This is a genomic window from Enterococcus sp. AZ177 (assembly GCF_050544585.1).
GTDB lineage: Bacteria > Bacillota > Bacilli > Lactobacillales > Enterococcaceae > Enterococcus_L > Enterococcus_L plantarum.
Genome location: NZ_CP172944.1, coordinates 1,634,680 through 1,651,389, shown reverse-complemented (window position 1 = coordinate 1,651,389; position 16,710 = coordinate 1,634,680). Strand labels below are relative to the sequence as shown.

The 16,710-nt window shown below is 35.6% G+C and carries 14 protein-coding genes and 1 pseudogene; 13 read left to right on the top strand and 2 right to left on the bottom strand.

Annotation, left to right across the window (positions count from 1 at the left end; translation table 11 throughout):
* Window positions 1-67: 67 nt before the first annotated feature.
* Window positions 68-697, bottom strand: coding sequence for a transcriptional repressor LexA (gene lexA, locus IGJ34_RS08005; RefSeq protein ID WP_141706568.1), 630 nt, complete (start codon window positions 695-697; stop codon window positions 68-70).
* A 296-nt stretch (window positions 698-993) separates the two neighbouring features.
* On the opposite strand from lexA, the gene IGJ34_RS08000 reads away from it, so the two are divergent.
* The 3 genes from IGJ34_RS08000 to IGJ34_RS07990 all read left to right on the top strand — a co-directional run bounded on the left by IGJ34_RS08000 (window position 994) and on the right by IGJ34_RS07990 (window position 4,538).
* Entirely contained in the window at window positions 994-1,236 is a 243-nt protein-coding gene (locus tag IGJ34_RS08000) for a DUF896 family protein (RefSeq protein WP_069654912.1), read from the top strand.
* A gap of 100 nt (window positions 1,237-1,336) precedes the next feature.
* Window positions 1,337-3,331, top strand: a complete 1,995-nt coding sequence (gene tkt, locus IGJ34_RS07995) for a transketolase (protein ID WP_206837532.1) — start codon at window positions 1,337-1,339, stop codon at window positions 3,329-3,331.
* A gap of 349 nt (window positions 3,332-3,680) precedes the next feature.
* On the top strand, window positions 3,681-4,538 hold the full coding sequence (locus IGJ34_RS07990) for a glucosaminidase domain-containing protein (protein WP_430597186.1): 858 nt from the start codon (window positions 3,681-3,683) through the stop codon (window positions 4,536-4,538).
* Window positions 4,539-4,589: 51 nt separating this feature from the next.
* On the opposite strand, the pseudogene IGJ34_RS07985 reads toward IGJ34_RS07990, so the two are convergent.
* A pseudogene (locus IGJ34_RS07985) lies at window positions 4,590-5,585 on the bottom strand (4-hydroxy-3-methylbut-2-enyl diphosphate reductase).
* Window positions 5,586-5,773: 188 nt separating this feature from the next.
* Here IGJ34_RS07985 and cysK point away from each other — a divergent pair.
* The 10 genes from cysK to IGJ34_RS07935 all read left to right on the top strand — a co-directional run bounded on the left by cysK (window position 5,774) and on the right by IGJ34_RS07935 (window position 16,472).
* Entirely contained in the window at window positions 5,774-6,703 is a 930-nt protein-coding gene (cysK, locus tag IGJ34_RS07980; protein WP_069653196.1) for a cysteine synthase A, read from the top strand.
* A 194-nt stretch (window positions 6,704-6,897) separates the two neighbouring features.
* Window positions 6,898-7,329, top strand: coding sequence for a peroxide-responsive transcriptional repressor PerR (gene perR / locus IGJ34_RS07975; protein WP_069653195.1), 432 nt, complete (start codon window positions 6,898-6,900; stop codon window positions 7,327-7,329).
* Window positions 7,330-7,348: 19 nt separating this feature from the next.
* Window positions 7,349-7,729, top strand: a complete 381-nt coding sequence (locus tag IGJ34_RS07970; protein ID WP_430597185.1) for a RidA family protein — start codon at window positions 7,349-7,351, stop codon at window positions 7,727-7,729.
* A gap of 254 nt (window positions 7,730-7,983) precedes the next feature.
* Complete coding sequence (locus tag IGJ34_RS07965) at window positions 7,984-9,333, top strand: NADH oxidase (protein WP_111247862.1); 1,350 nt, start codon at window positions 7,984-7,986, stop codon at window positions 9,331-9,333.
* 139 nt (window positions 9,334-9,472) lie between these two features.
* Window positions 9,473-10,105: a YczE/YyaS/YitT family protein gene (locus IGJ34_RS07960; RefSeq protein WP_430597184.1), complete on the top strand. Its 633-nt coding sequence runs from the start codon at window positions 9,473-9,475 to the stop codon at window positions 10,103-10,105.
* A gap of 293 nt (window positions 10,106-10,398) precedes the next feature.
* Window positions 10,399-11,331, top strand: coding sequence for a homoserine O-acetyltransferase MetA (gene metA, locus IGJ34_RS07955; RefSeq protein ID WP_069653191.1), 933 nt, complete (start codon window positions 10,399-10,401; stop codon window positions 11,329-11,331).
* Between the two features lie 348 nt (window positions 11,332-11,679).
* On the top strand, window positions 11,680-13,035 hold the full coding sequence (locus tag IGJ34_RS07950) for a citrate transporter (RefSeq protein ID WP_430597183.1): 1,356 nt from the start codon (window positions 11,680-11,682) through the stop codon (window positions 13,033-13,035).
* A 24-nt stretch (window positions 13,036-13,059) separates the two neighbouring features.
* Window positions 13,060-14,283 carry an amidohydrolase family protein gene (locus tag IGJ34_RS07945; protein ID WP_430597182.1) on the top strand — a complete coding sequence of 408 codons (1,224 nt, stop codon included), beginning with the start codon at window positions 13,060-13,062 and terminating at the stop codon, window positions 14,281-14,283.
* Between the two features lie 261 nt (window positions 14,284-14,544).
* On the top strand, window positions 14,545-15,888 hold the full coding sequence (locus IGJ34_RS07940; RefSeq protein WP_430597181.1) for an FAD-dependent oxidoreductase: 1,344 nt from the start codon (window positions 14,545-14,547) through the stop codon (window positions 15,886-15,888).
* A 107-nt stretch (window positions 15,889-15,995) separates the two neighbouring features.
* A complete protein-coding gene (locus tag IGJ34_RS07935) occupies window positions 15,996-16,472 on the top strand; it encodes a GNAT family N-acetyltransferase (RefSeq protein WP_083241715.1) in 477 nt (158 codons plus the stop codon).
* Window positions 16,473-16,710: the final 238 nt, after the last annotated feature.

Sequence of the window (16,710 nt, the reverse complement as noted above, 5' to 3'; positions counted from 1 at the left end):
ACGTTTTTTGATTTAAAGAAATAAATAGTAAAAAAACATACTAAGAGTTAGTATGTTTTTTTACTATTTAAATATGATTGCGATACAAACCAACAACTTTTCCTAGAATGCTTACATTATTCAAAATAATTGGTTCCAATGCATCATTTTCTGGTTGTAAGCGAACATGATCTGTCTCTTTGAAGAATCGTTTACAAGTTGCTTCATCTTCATCTGTCATCGCAATAACGATATCACCATTTGAAGCAGCAGTTTGTTTGCGAACAATAACTTGGTCGCCATCTAAAATACCAGCATTGATCATACTTTCACCTCTGATAGTCAGCATGAACAAAGCATTTTCTTCTGCCATTAAATCAGGTGGAAGAGGAAAAAAGTCAGAAGCTTCTTCGACAGCTAAGATCGGCTCACCAGCTGTAACAACACCCAGCATTGGAATCACTGTCGGTCTCACACCGATTCTTTCAAGTCCGTCTGCAGTCAATTCAATTGCTCTTGGTTTTGTAGGATCACGTAAAATGAGTCCTTTTTTTTCTAAACGTGCTAAATGTCCATGAACAGTCGAGGTTGAGGAAAGATCAACTGCTTTTCCGATTTCTCTTACAGTCGGCGGATAGCCTTTTAGTTCAACTTGTTCATATATATATTTTAATACTTCGATTTGTCTTGTGTCTGTACGTTTCACCACAACCCGCACCTTCTTTCGATTTATATTTTTAGTGTACCATAGTTTTATATAGGAATCAAACAAGCGTTCGTGTTTTTTTGAAAAAGTATAATTGTAGGAAGGATACTCCAAAAGTGATAAGGCAGTAAATGAAAATTTCAGTAAATAAACGGAATCGTTTCTAATTTTAATAAGAATATAGTTGTATTTTTTGTGCCCATCTTATAAGATAGACTTGGAAAGTAAACTTGTCTAACTTCAAAACTAGCCTTTCAAAAAAAGATTGAATACGCCTATTAAATGTTAAAAACGAGGAGGCAAAATAGATGTTATCGTCAGAAAAAATGAACCGTATTAATGAACTAGCAAAAAAAGCGAAAGAAAATGAATTGACTGAGAAAGAAAAAGAAGAGCAAAAAGTACTTCGTCAAGAATATTTGGCAGCTTTTCGAGGTGGGATGCGGCATCATATTGAAGGTATGAAAGTCGTTGATCCTAAAGGAAATGATGTAACACCAGAGAAATTGAAAGAGATCCAAAAAGCAAAAGGATTGCACAATAGAAAGTGATTTTTAGTTTTTTTTTACTAAAAGTAATTGCTTTCATAAACTAAATGCGATAAAATGTAGTTAATAAAGGTAAAAAAAACCTAAATAGGAGATGATTTTTTTGTTCGACAACACTGATCAGTTAGGCGTTAACACGATTCGTACATTAAGCATTGAAGCAGTACAAAAAGCTAATTCGGGACATCCAGGATTACCAATGGGTGCAGCACCTATGGCCTATGCACTTTGGACAAAACACTTAAAAGTAAACCCAAAAACTTCAAGAAATTGGGTAGATAGAGACCGTTTTATCCTTTCTGCCGGTCACGGATCTGCAATGCTTTATAGCTTACTTCACTTAGCGGGCTATGGTGTTACAATTGATGATCTGAAAAGTTTCCGTCAATGGGGTAGTAAGACACCTGGACATCCAGAAGTTCATCACACAGATGGTGTTGAAGCAACAACGGGTCCTTTAGGTCAAGGAATAGCGATGGCTGTTGGGATGGCGATGGCTGAGGCACATACTGCTGCAACATATAATCGTGATAGTTTTCCTGTAATCGATCATTATACGTATGCCTTATGCGGAGATGGTGATTTGATGGAAGGTGTTTCTCAAGAAGCAAGTTCTATGGCCGGACACATGAAATTAGGTAAACTGATCGTGTTATACGATTCAAATGATATCTCTTTAGATGGTCCAACGTCAAAAGCGTTCACTGAAAATGTTGGTGCTCGTTATGAAGCATACGGTTGGCAACATATTTTAGTCAAAGACGGCAATGATCTAGAAGAAATTTCTAAAGCAATAGAAGCTGCAAAAGCTGAATCAGATAAGCCAACATTGATTGAAGTAAAAACAGTTATTGGCTACGGTGCTCCAAAAGAAGGTACATCATCTGTACATGGAGCGCCAATCGGAGCAGATGGTATTACTGCAGCTAAAGCTGTTTATGGTTGGGAATACCCAGACTTTACTGTTCCAGAAGAAGTTGCTGCCCGCTTTAAAGAAACGATGATAGAAGAAGGCGAGAAAGCAGAAAATCAATGGAATAAGATGTTTGCAAATTATTCAAAAGATCATCCTGAGTTAGCGAAACAATTTAAACAGGCTTTTGCCGATGAACTTCCTGAAAATTGGGATAGTGAATTACCAACCTATGAAATAGGTTCAAGTGCAGCTAGTCGTGTTACAAGTAAAGAAACGATTCAAGCAATCTCTAAAACTGTACCAGGTTTCTGGGGCGGATCAGCTGATTTGTCTGCGTCGAACAATACGATGGTTACAGCAGAAAAAGATTTTGAGCCTGGTCAATACGAAGGCCGCAATATTTGGTTTGGCGTTCGTGAGTTTGCTATGGCAGCAGCAATGAACGGAATCCAATTACATGGTGGAAGTCGCGTTTACGGTGGAACATTCTTTGTATTTACAGATTATCTACGTCCAGCAGTACGTTTAGCTGCAATCCAAAACACTCCTGTGACATATGTATTAACACATGATTCTGTGGCGGTGGGCGAAGATGGACCAACACATGAACCCGTTGAACAATTGGCAAGTATTCGTTGCATGCCTGGTGTACAAGTAATTCGTCCAGCAGATGGTAATGAAACTATTGCAGCATGGAAAATTGCGATGACAACAAAAGATGCACCGACTGTCTTAGTTCTAAGTCGTCAAAACTTACCGGTTATTGAAGGCACAAAAGAACATGCAGGAGAATTTGTTCAAAAAGGTGCTTATGTTATTTCTAAACAAAATGGTGAGAAACCTGAAGGGATTTTAATTGCAACTGGTTCAGAAGTGAATTTAGCAATTGAAGCTCAAAAGGCATTAGCTGAACAAGGGAAAGATGTCTCGGTTGTTTCAATGCCAAGTTTTGATTTGTTTGAAAAACAAACAGCGGAATATAAAGAAGCTGTATTACCTAAAGATATAACTAAACGAGTTGCAATCGAAGCTGCATCACCTTTTGGGTGGGAGCGTTATGTTGGGACAACTGGTACGACTGTAACGATTGATCACTTTGGGGCTTCTGCTCCTGGAGATTTGGTCTTGAAAGAATTTGGCTTTACAGTCGATAATGTAGTATCAAAATACAATAATCTATAAAAAGTATAAAAGGCAGAGGTTCACATTTCGTGAATTTCTGCTTTTTATACGAATAAATTAGATATTTAAAACGATTTTTATGTAATATTAAAGTAATAAACGTAATATTTTATATTAAAATTAAAAAAAGTTAATAAACTTAGGATGAAGGCATTTGTGAAAAGAATAATACTGAATAATATACACTATGTAAAACGAAAGAAACAAAAATCGCTATAATCAATAAAACAAAGATTTCAACTGGATTACACTCACTTTAAAACTTCAAATTTCAGGAACAAATAATTGTGCATAAAAAAGTCCCCTAGTAGAATGATAGTATGATGTTCTATTGAGGAGGAACAAGTGAATGAGCGAGATCGAAACAAGAAGTAGTAGACACCAACAAAAAGAACGTAGAAATAATCGTAAACGGATGGTATCTATAATTGGAACTTCATTAGTATTTCTTCCGATTGCTGGGAATATTTTGCCATTAGGTGTTCAAGCAAATGAAGTTGAAGTACAAGGAGACTATTCACAACAAGCATTTATTGATTCTATTGGCTATTCAGCGTCGTCTGTAGCTGACGCTAATGATTTATACGCATCTGTTATGATTGCTCAAGCATTATTGGAAAGCAGCTACGGTACTTCAGGATTAGCTGCAGCTCCGAATTATAATTTGTTTGGCGTAAAGGGAAGCTACGGTGGACAAACAGTCTATATGCCGACTTCGGAATATTTGAATGGTCAATGGGTAACGATGACTGAGCCATTTAGAAGTTATCCATCATACACTGAATCATTCCAAGATCATGCCAATGTACTTAAAACGACGTTAGCTTCTAGCGGAGACTATCATTATTCTGGCGTGTGGAAAAGTAATACAACTAGTTACATGGATGCGACAGCTGCTTTAGCTGGACGCTATGCAACTGATCCAAACTACGCTGGGAAATTAAATTGGTTGATTGAGGCATATGGTTTGACTGCATATGATAGTGGAAATAGTGCAACAGTTACAACTGTTGCGAGCCCTGTAACGAATCAATCTGCTGTTGGACAAAGCAGTGCAACTATCACAGCGCAAACATATACTGTAGCTTCTGGTGATACTCTTTGGGGGATAGCTGAAAAATTTGGTGTTACTGTCGACCAACTGATGGCTTCCAATGGTATAACGGCTGAGTTGATTACTATAGGACAAGTCTTACAAGTCGCATAAAAAAATCTTTCAACAATCTGTCGTGAAAATGACTATTTGTTGGAAGATTTTTTATCGTTTTCCTGATCGTAGTTCTTCTAGACGTCGTGTGCGATTTTTACTCAAATCCTTTATTCTGGACTTCGGTAGACTCGCTTCTGGAGTAGTAGTTGAATTTCTGTTATGCGTTATAGGATCATTTGCATCAAATTGCATTAAATAATCAATGACTTCCCTAACAATTTGAGTTGGGGTGGAGGCACCAGCCGTCACAGCAATTTGTTCGACATTGATTAACCATTTAGCATTGATTTGTGAGACATCTGAAATTTGATGAGCTGGAACCCTTGCTTGCTCAACGGAAACTTGAGCTAACCGATTACTATTATTACTTTTTGGACCACCAACAACAATTGTTAAATCACAGCCTTGAGCTTGTTCAACAACTGCTTCTTGGCGGACTTGGGTAGCTTTGCAGATATCTTTATGAATAAGTACATGAGGGTATTTTTTCTGAATCGAAACCATCAAATCGCTAACGTCCCATTGGCTCATAGTCGTTTGGTTGGTCACAAAAATTTTCTCTGTCGTTAGTTGTAAACTTGCAATATCAGCTTGGTTAGAAACTAAATGAACATGTTCCGGGGATACACCAAGTGCTCCCTGGGGTTCAGGGTGATTTTTTTTTCCGATATAAATAATTTCATAACCGTCTGACACTTTTTCAGCAATCAATTCGTGTGTAATCATTACATCAGGACAAGTGGCATCAATTACCGTTTAACCTTTAGCGACTGCTAATTTCTTTACTTTGGGCGAAGTTCCATGTGCTGTAAATATAACAGTACCACGGTCAACTCGCGATAGGATATCTTCACGGGTATTTCCATCTAACGTATGGATCCCAACACTTTCAAACGCATCTGTCACATGTTTATTGTGAACGATCATACCTAAAATATAGATTGGTCGTGGTAAATTTTCATCGAGAGAAGCATTTCTAGCAATGACCATTGCATCAACAACACCGTAACAATAACCCCGTGGACTAATATTTTTTATTTTCATAAATGATGTAACTCCTATTTATTCATTTGAAAGTCTTTTCTACTATACAACATTTTTATTAGAAATGGATAAAAAGTTAAGATCAATCTTTCAGCTGTAACAAAATGATAGCCAGATTAAACGATATAAGCTATTATAAACACAAGAAAGGTTTTGCTTATAAGAATACGAGAATGGAGGAATGGATCATGACTCAAATTTTTAATTCTGTTACCGAATTAATAGGTAAAACACCGATAGTAAAATTAGGACGAATTGTCCCAGATGGAGCTGCTGATGTGTTTGTGAAGCTTGAATTTTTCAATCCAGGTGGAAGCGTAAAAGATCGAATTGCTTTAAGTATGATCGACAAAGCTGAAAAAAGTGGGAAGCTAAAAAAAGGCGATACAATTGTCGAACCTACTAGTGGGAATACTGGGATCGGGTTAGCAATGGTGGGGGCTGCAAAAGGCTATAAAGTCGTAATCGTAATGCCTGATACAATGAGTATTGAACGCAGAAAACTGATGCAAGCGTATGGTGCTGAGTTATTGTTGACTCCTGGCTCTGAAGGGATGAAAGGCGCAATTGCTAAGGCTACGGAATTATCAGAAAAAGACGGTTACTTTATGCCCATGCAATTTGACAATCTTGCGAATCCCGAAACACATGAAAGAACAACCGGAAAAGAAATTCAAGATGTCTTTGGTCCAGCAGGGTTAGATGCATTTGTGGCAGGAGTCGGGACTGGTGGGACAATAACCGGTGTTGGAAAAGAATTAAAACGAGTATATCCAACTATTTCAATAGTTGCTGTTGAACCAACAGAATCGCCTGTTCTTGAAGGGGGTGCTCCTGGTCCACATAAAATCCAAGGAATTGGTGCAGGCTTCATTCCTAACGTTTTAGATACTGATATATATGGAGAAATTCTTGCGGTTCCAAGTGAAGATGCAATGAAAACAGCACGACAATTAGCTGTCAAAGAAGGATTGTTAGTTGGGATATCAGCGGGAGCTTCTGTGAATGCAGCAATTCAAGTAGCCAAAAAATTGGGTGTTGGAAAGAAAGTATTGACCATTATTCCTGATAATGGTGAGCGATATCTTTCAACTGCACTTTACAATTTTTCTGAATAATTTAGAAAAAAAGGAAGTGCACTGTTGCGGCTTCCTTTTTTAACACATTTAACCACCTAAAAAGTATATAATAATGTTGAAATTCATCAAAATCGTGATAAACATGATATTTCCGATAGTATTTATGCAATTATTCTTGTCAAGATAGATTAGAAATAGTATCATTTAAGGAAGAAGACTGGGAGGGGAACCAAATGGACAATATATTGGTAAAGAATGCACTTGAAGAATTAAAAGAAGCCAATATTCGTATTACTCCTCAAAGATATGCAATTTTAGAATATCTAATTGAGAATCATAGCCATCCAACAGCAGATGAAATTTATCGTTCATTAGAAGATCGTTTTCCAAATATGAGTGTTGCGACTGTTTATAATAATTTACGATTGTTTACTGATATTGGGTTTGTGCAAGAGATGAATTATGGCGATGCATCTAGTCGTTTCGATTTCAGCTCAAAGAAACATTATCATGCTATATGTCAGAACTGTGGTAAAATCGTCGATTTCCATTATCCTGGATTGGAAGACGTAGAGATGGCAGCAAGTAAATTAACTGGTTTTGAAATTAATGAGCATAGATTAGAATTATATGGTTTATGCCCGGACTGTCAAAAAGCAAAATAAGAATGAAATGAGGGATAAAATGAAATCGATTCACACAGACAAAGCTCCAAAAGCAATTGGACCATACGTACAAGGAAATATTGTCAATGGACTATTGTTTGCTTCAGGTCAAGTTCCTTTAAGTCCTGAAACGGGAGAAGTTATTGGTAGTACAATAGAAGAACAAACAGAACAAGTGCTTAAAAACATAGTGGCAATCTTAAAAGAAGTTGGAAGTGATTTTAACCAAGTTGTCAAAACGACTTGCTTTTTAAAAAATATGAATGATTTTGCAGCTTTTAATGAAGTTTATGCTGGCGCTTTTAAAATGCAATTACCTGCTCGTTCTGCTGTAGAAGTAGCCCGATTGCCTAAAGATGTTCTTATTGAGATAGAAATTATTGCTTCAGTAAATGAATAGCAATTTAATTTCACAAGCTGAGAAAATAATTTTTCTCAGCTTTTTTTATTGTTAAATCAGCTTTTTTTGTTAATATTTAATTGGATAAAATGAAGAAAGGGTTAAAAAAAGAAGAGTTTGTGAAAAAATAACTTTGTGATTCACAAGCAAAGAACTCGAATCTGGCTTTCTACTTTGTTATATTTTTAGTATGCTAATAGATTTAGAATAGATTTGTTGGTGAAAAATTTAACTTGAAAGAAGGGATTTACAAAATGAAAGTCGTAGTCGTAGGATGTACGCATGCAGGAACTGCTGCAGTCAAAAGTATTTTAACAAATCACCCAAACGCGGAGGTAATCGTTTATGAACGAAATGATAATGTGTCATTTTTATCATGCGGTATTGCTCTATATGTTGGAGGAGTAGTGAAGGAGGCTGACAGTCTATTCTATTCAAGTCCTGAAGAGTTAGCGTCTCTAGGTGCTACAGTTAAAATGGAACATGAAGTCGAAACAATCGATGTTGATCATAAAACAGTCACTGCAAAGGATTTACACACTGGTATTGAAGAAACTGTTTCATATGATAAATTAGTTATGACAACAGGTTCATGGCCAATTATCCCGCCTATTAAAGGGATTGAAGCTGAAAATATTTTATTATGTAAAAACTTTAATCAAGCAAATGTGATTATCGAACGTGCGAAAGATGCGAAAAAAGTTGTCGTTGTAGGCGGCGGATATATCGGAATCGAATTAGTTGAAGCCTTTGTAGAATCAGGTAAGGAGGTTACATTGATTGACGGTTTAGATCGTATTTTGAATAAGTACTTAGATAAACCATTTACAGATGTTTTAGAAAAAGAACTTGCTGATCGAGGAGTGACGATAGCGTTAGGTGAGAATGTTCAGGAATTTCAAGCTGATGCAAGCGGACATGTGAATAGAGTAATTACACCTAGTCAAGAATTCGAAGCAGATATGGTCATCATGTGTGTTGGATTTAGCCCAAATACAACTTTACTTAAAGATAAAGTAGATATGCTACCTAATGGTGCTATTGTGGTTGATACATTTATGAGATCAAGCAACCCTGATATTCTTGCTGCAGGGGATAGTGCAGTTGTACACTACAACCCAAGCAATACGACGAATTATATTCCATTAGCAACGAATGCTGTTCGCCAAGGAATGTTAGTTGGTTACAATTTAACAGAAGAAAAATTAGCATATCGCGGAACACAAGGAACTTCCGGTCTATATTTATTTGGTTGGAAAATTGGTTCAACAGGTGTTACCTTGGAAAGTGCAAAAATGAATAACTTAGATGTAGAAGCAACATTGTTTGAGGATAATTATCGTCCAGAATTCATGCCAACGACTGAAAATGTCATGATGGAATTAGTTTACGAAAAAGGGACAAACCGTATTGTCGGTGGACAATTAATGTCTAAGTATGACATTACTCAATCAGCTAATACACTATCATTAGCTGTACAAAACAAAATGACTGTTGAAGATCTTGCCTTATCAGATTTCTTCTTCCAGCCACACTTTGATCGTCCTTGGAACTACTTAAACTTGTTAGCTCAAGCGGCACTTAAAGATATTGCTAAAAAGTAATAGATAAAAAATGGAGTTGAGTGAAAATTCAGCTCTATTTTTTTATATAAAATCTTAACATTTGGCGTTTTTGACAATTTTTGAGATAATTAAAAGGTAAACAAGATTGAGGGGTTAAAAGATGAAAGAGAATAGGAAAATGAAGGAAATTATAATACGTGCTTTATATGCTTTAATTGGTGTAGCAATTCTAGCGTTTGGAGCGGCAACATTACGTGTAGGTCAAGTAGGATTGGACCCGTATACTGCAGCCAATATTGGTATTGGGAATGTTCTAGGCTTATCACTGGGTGTTTATCAACTGATTGTCAATATAATCATTCTAGTTTTCGTTTTTATTTTTGGTAGAAAATATATTGGTATCGGAACCGTAATCAATATGGTGCTGACAGGTTTTTTCATTGATTTTTATACATGGATCTATGACACATTTTTCACAATTAAAATCAATATATTCTCTCAAGGGCTCTTACTTGTTTCTGGTGTAGTGATTTTTACTTTCGGGGCATCTTTTTATATGTCAGCAAAATTAGGAAATGCGCCATACGATGCAATTGCTCCGATCATTGTAGATCGAAGTAAAGCCCAGTATCGTGTAGTAAGAGTAATTCAAGATATCTTTTTTGTGATCCTAGCTTTTATTTTTGGAGGCCCAGTTGGTATCGGAACCGTAATCAATGCATTTTTCACAGGACCACTGATTGATTTCTGGAATAAAAAAGTTAGTACTCCTATAATTGAAAAAAGTGTGAAAGAAAAAGTGAGTAGCTAAGAAATTAATCTTACTGCACCCTTTGTAACACCAGCTGATTCAGAGAAATCAGTAGCAACTTTCACTTTCAAACGTAAAATGAAAAGAGAAGATGAATAAAGTACCGAAGTAGTGTAATAATTTTCTATAAGACAAAACATGAGATGGATAAGCACCCTGTCTCATGTTTTTTTTAATAGCTAAAGTAATCGAGTTATTTTTTTAAAACGAAACATTTTCTTACAAAGAATCTTTCTTTCTGCCTCTTTTTATCGTAAAATAATATTAGACAAAAAGAAAGGGAGGATTTACGCATGCCGATTCGTGTTCCAAAAGAATTACCAGCTATTAAAGTTTTAGAAAAAGAGAATATTTTTGTAATGGACGAAGATCGCGCCATGCATCAAGACATTCGACCTTTACGAATTTTAATTTTGAATTTGATGCCAAAAAAAGATGAGACAGAAGTTCAACTCTTGAGGCTTTTAAGTAACACACCGTTACAAATAAATGTGGAGTTTTTACATATGAGTAGCCATGAGGCAAAAAATACCTCTAGTGAACATTTAACTCGTTTTTACTATCAGTTTAAAGAAGTACAAGAAAAGTTCTATGATGGATTGATCATTACAGGAGCCCCAATTGAGCAGATTCCTTTTGAAAAAGTTGATTATTGGGAAGAATTACAGGATATTTTCGAGTGGAGTACGTCACACGTATTTTCTACATTTCACATTTGTTGGGGTGCGCAGGCAGGGCTTTATCATCATCACAAAATCGATAAGTATTTCTTGGATCAAAAGTTGACCGGTATTTATTCTCATGAAGTATTAACACCTACTTGGAGTATTTTAAAAGGATTTGATGATCTGTTTTTCGCTCCGCATTCTCGGTATACAGGGATCAAGAGAAGTGATGTCGAGAAGACAGACGAATTGGAAGTTCTGGTCGAGTCGAAAGAAGCTGGTCTTTTCTTAGTTGGAAATAAAAATAATCGAGCATTTTATGCAATGGGTCATTTGGAATATGATCGTGAGACATTACAACAAGAATTTGAACGGGATCAATTAAAAGGGATTCAACCAAATCTGCCTGAAAATTATTTTCCAAAGGATGACATCAAAGAAGTTCCCAAATTAAGATGGCACATGGCTGCATCCTTGTTATTCTCTAATTGGATAAATTATGCAGTTTACCAAAATACACCTTATGAATTATCTACATTATTAGATAAAGCAAAAGGATAACTATAAATCAGCTAAGACAAATTATCATGACGTTTGTTTTAGCTGTTTTTTGCTAATATGGTTTACATAAGAATGCAAACGTTATCTTTTTGGTTTATTTGTATAATTATTGAGGCATTCTTTTTTCTTTTTATGGAATTTAAACGTATCATTAGGAGAAGGAAGGGGGGATTAACAGTTGAAGTGTTGATAAGTGCTAAAAAGAGAAAATTTTAGAGGCTATCAACCAATCAATATTGTTATTGTACTTTTTTAGTTTAGAAAACTTAGTAATTCTATTACCGAAAGCAATTATTACTCATTGTAGAAATGAAAATGCTTTAATTAGCTATAATTGGAGGAAAAATGATGAAATTGCCTAAAAAGTTTTTCAGTGGTTTGTTCCTTTCACTACTATTTCTTTTTTCTTTTGTGCCTGCGTTTGCACAAGAAATTAATGCAATTGCTGTACCTACAGGACTAAACGCTGTGATAGTGATCATTCCATTGATTTTAGTTTTAGTCCTATTATTTATGAAAGTAGATATGATCATCGCTGGATTTGTTGGAGGCGTTTTGGCAATGATCATCGGTGGTATTGGGTTAGAACAAGCCAATGAACAACTATTAGAAACGATTCCAATGATGCTTGGTATTACTGTGCCAATCATTAATTCAGCTGTTGCAATGGCAGTCTTTAAATCAGGTGGCTACTCTGCTGCATTAACTCTTGCCAAACGAGGGACAAAAGGAAAAGTAGAATATGTTTCAGCATTTATTGTTCTTTTGTTAGCCGCTGCAACTTATATGTCAGGTATCGGCGGTGGTAGTGCAATGGTTATCGCACCATTAGCCTTTGTAGCAGTTGGAGTTGTCCCCGAGTTGATTGCAGCAATGTCACTTGCTGCGGCTGTTTCGTTTACGACATCGCCCGCTTCATTAGAATCCAGCATCGTTTCGAAATTAGGAGATTTTAGTGTTGCGACATACGTTTCAGATATGCGTCCGATTTGGTTATTTTTTTGTGCGTTAGCAATTGTTCTCGCTTTTTGGGGAACGAAACGTCGGAATATCGGATTTAAAGAAAATAGTAATGATGAATACGCTTCAATGAGTAACAGAGCCTTGTTTAAATTAACGTTACCTGCGATTTTTTTACTATTCGCTGTAATTTTCGGGCCTGTAGTGAATGATCTTGTCGGGTTCCCATTATTGACGCCATTAGTGTATATGGTTTTAACAATAGCCTTGATTTTTATTTGTTCAGATTTTTCACTGAATCAGTCAGTAGAAGCCATGGTTGATGGCTCAACATATATTTTGACTCGGTTATTCCAAGTGGGGATTTTTCTTGCGTTTATTAATATTATTGCTCAAACGGGTACCTTCGCGGTTATTGCGGGCATTGCTAGCGCGGCACCAACGTTGATCATGGTTCCTGTCGCTATTTTAACTGGAATTTTGATTGGGATACCGGCAGGTGCGTATGTTGGTTCTGTGTTAACACTTGTTTTACCCGTAGCCGTATCCCTTGGTTTTTCTTCTATCGAGTTAGGTTTAGTTGCGGTTGGAGTAGGATTAGGAAGTCAAATGAGTTTTGTGAATATTACGATGCAAGCTTTATCTTCTGGTTTTCAAATTCCGATTTTGGAAGTTGTCAAGGGCAACGTTAAATGGATCAGTATTGCTTCTGTACTATTGATTGGAATTGGATTCTTTGTATAAATCAAATTGAAAGGATGTTAACAAATGGACATTTTAATTAAACAAGCAAGATTAAGTGATGGAGAAGCGTTACAGGATATAGGTATAAAAGATGGTAAAATCATCGCTATTTCGGAAAGTTTGACTGAACATGCAGTAAAGGTAATCGAAGCACACGGGCGTGTTTTAATTCCTGGTTTAGTCGAAAGTCATATTCATCTGGATAAAGCACTGATTGCTGACAGAAAACCAAACAAATCCGGGACTTTACAAGAAGCCATCAGTGTTACAGCTGAACTAAAACCAACATTTACCGAAGAAGATATTTATCGACGAGCAAAAAAAGCTTTAGACATGATCATTTCTCATGGTGTAACCGCGGTTAGAACCCACGCTGAATTTGATCCAGCACAAGGTTTTTCCGGATTTAAAACCATTATGGCATTAAAAGAAGAATACCGGGATTTAATTGATATGCAAATCGTTGCGTTTCCGCAAGAAGGAATTTTTAAAGCGCCTGGCACAGAAAAAATGATGCATGAAGCTATGGAAATGGGGGCTGATGTCGTTGGTGGTATTCCTTATAACGATGCTCCAGCAGATAAACATATTGATTTAGTGTTTGAAATTGCGAAAAAATACGACAAAGATATTGATCTTCATCAAGATTTTAGTGATGAAGCAACGGATATGTCAATAGAATATTTATGTAAGAAAATAATTGCTGAAGATTATCAAGGTAGAGTTTCAGTGGGCCATTTAACAGCTCTTCATGCGCTAAAGCCAGAACGCTTAAGTGACATTTTGGCATTGATGTCAGAAGCACAAATTAGTGTGATGGCTTTGCCAGCAACAGATTTGCATTTAGGTGCTAGAAATGATGTATACAACGTTAGACGAGCGGTTACTCCTATTAGAAAACTTCGCGATGCAGGTGTCAATGTCTGTTTAGCGACCAATAATATTCGTAATGCATTTACTCCTTATGGAAATGGTGATTTAATGCAAATTGCGATGTTAGCGATTCCTGTAGGACATTTAGGTGGAGCAGATGATTTACCAACTGTTTTACCGATGATTACTGAAAATCCAGCAAAAGCGTTGGGGTTAAAAAGCTATGGTATAAATATTGGTAATAAAGCTGATTTAATCTTGCTAGATACGAAAGTGGTAGCAGATGCAATCATTGATATACCCGAAAGAAACTATGTAATTAAGAATGGGAAAATTACAGTTGAAGTGAAAAAAGAAACAACAATATTCAAATAAGAGCTTTAAATAACCAGCTATAGGAAAAAAATGTCTTAGGTGGTTATTTTTGGTAAACAAAAATAGGTAGAACATAATATTATTATGTAAACTAATTGATGAAGAGTCTAAGAAATAGACTACCTAAAATAGTGTAGTAAAAAGCGTACTTAATTCTCAATTAAATTATATAGTTGAGAATTTATAGTCAAAATCCTTGTTATTATGTACATTTATATGATACTCTTTATTATATAATAAATAATATTGGAGGTACTTGGAATGAAAGTTATTGTTTTAGGTTCATCGCACGGAGGCTATGAGGCAGTTGAGGAGTTATTGACGCTACATCCGGAAGCAGAAATCCAGTGGTATGAAAAAGGCGATTTTGTTTCGTTTTTATCTTGCGGTATGCAACTTTATCTTGAAGGAAAAGTTAAAGACGTTAATTCTGTTCGATATATGACTGGTGAAAAAATGGAGAGCAGAGGCGTAAATGTCTTCTCAAACACAGAAATTACAGCAATTAAACCTGATGATCATCAAGTTGTAGTTAAAGATTTATTATCTGGCGAAGAACGTGTTGAAGCTTACGATAAACTTATTATCAGCCCAGGAGCTGTTCCATTTGAATTAAATGTTCCGGGTAAAGACTTAGAAAATATCTATTTAATGCGTGGCAGAAAATGGGCAATTAAATTAAAAGCAAAAACAGTTGATCCTGAGGTGAACAATGTAGTTGTAATTGGTAGTGGCTATATTGGAATAGAAGCTGCTGAATCATTTGCGAAAGCTGGGAAAAATGTAACAGTTATCGATATTTTAGATCGACCTTTAGGTGTCTATTTAGATAAAGAGTTTACTGACGTTTTAACTGAAGAAATGGAGGCTAATAATATTAGCGTCGTGACCAATGAAACGGTTCAACAATACAAAGGGGAAGGTCATGTTCAAAAAGTTATCACGGATAAAGCTGAATATGATGCCGATTTAGTTGTTGTAGCGGTTGGTGTTCGTCCTAACACTGGTTGGTTGAAGGATACTTTAGAATTACACCCCAATGGTCTTATAAAAACGGATGAATACATGCAAACAAGTGCTGCTGATATTTTTGCCGTTGGGGATGCTACACTAATCAAATACAATCCAGGTGAAACTGAAGTGAACATTGCATTAGCCACAAATGCCAGAAAACAAGGTCGTTTTGCTGTTAAAAACTTATTAGGCCCAGTAAAACCATTTCCTGGTATTCAAGGTTCATCTGGTTTAGCTGTTTTCGATTATAAATTTGCTTCTACAGGTATCAATGAAGAAATGGCCGAAAAATTGAATAAGAAAACAAAATCTGCATTAGTGGTTGAAGATTATCTAATGGATTTCAATCCCGATAAAGAAAAAGCTTGGTTCAAACTTGTGTACGATCCTGAGACAACTCAAATTTTAGGTGCGCAATTAATGTCTAAAGCTGATTTAACTGCTAATATCAATGCTATCTCATTGGCAATCAAAGCGAAAATGACGATTGAAGACCTAGCTTATGCTGACTTTTTCTTCCAACCATCATTTGATAAACCGTGGAATATCATCAATACAGCGGCTTTAGCAGCAATGAAAAATGAACAATAATCAACAAGTTATAAAGACTGAAGAAAATTTTGTTTCTTCAGTCTTTTTTTAATAGAATAAAAATGGTATGATTCAAATAAAATACATTGAATTATAGGGGAATTGGAATGACCATTAAACTACAAGAAATGACTGAAGCAGATTATGAAAAGTACATTAACTTTGCAATTAAAGACTATGCTCATGATAAAATTACAGCAGGTACTTGGAGTAAGAATGAAGCAATTGATTTGGCAGCAAAAAGTTTTAATGAGCTTTTACCGGAAGGGAAGGAGACTAAAAACGAATTTCTCTACTCTATTGAAGAAGAGTCTATAGATAAGAAAGTTGGTTTTTTATGGGTACATTTAAATAAAACACCATACGATTCAAAATTTTTTATTTATGATTTTATTGTGTTTGAAGAATTCAGAGGTATTGGTTATGGAAAAGAAACCCTTTCTTGTCTAGATGAAAAAGCAAAAGAAATGAATGTGTCGCAGATTGATTTACACGTTTTTGCTCATAACAAAGGTGCGATCCATTTATACGAACAAACAGGTTTTGTACCAACAGATATTAGTATGTCAAAAAAAATAGGTTAAAAATAAAAAGAGGAACAGAAATTCTGTTCCTCTTTAAGTAATTATTTAAATAAATTAAAGAAGTTTGAAGTAGCGTCTAACCAATATTGTACGATATTAACCCACATGATTTTTCCCTCCTTGAATAATATTTATTAGGTACAAAGTTAATTTAATATACCTATAAGTAAATAATACCATTTTTATTTCAATTGTAAATACCTTAAATGTTTTTTTTCATATATTCTTCTTATAATGT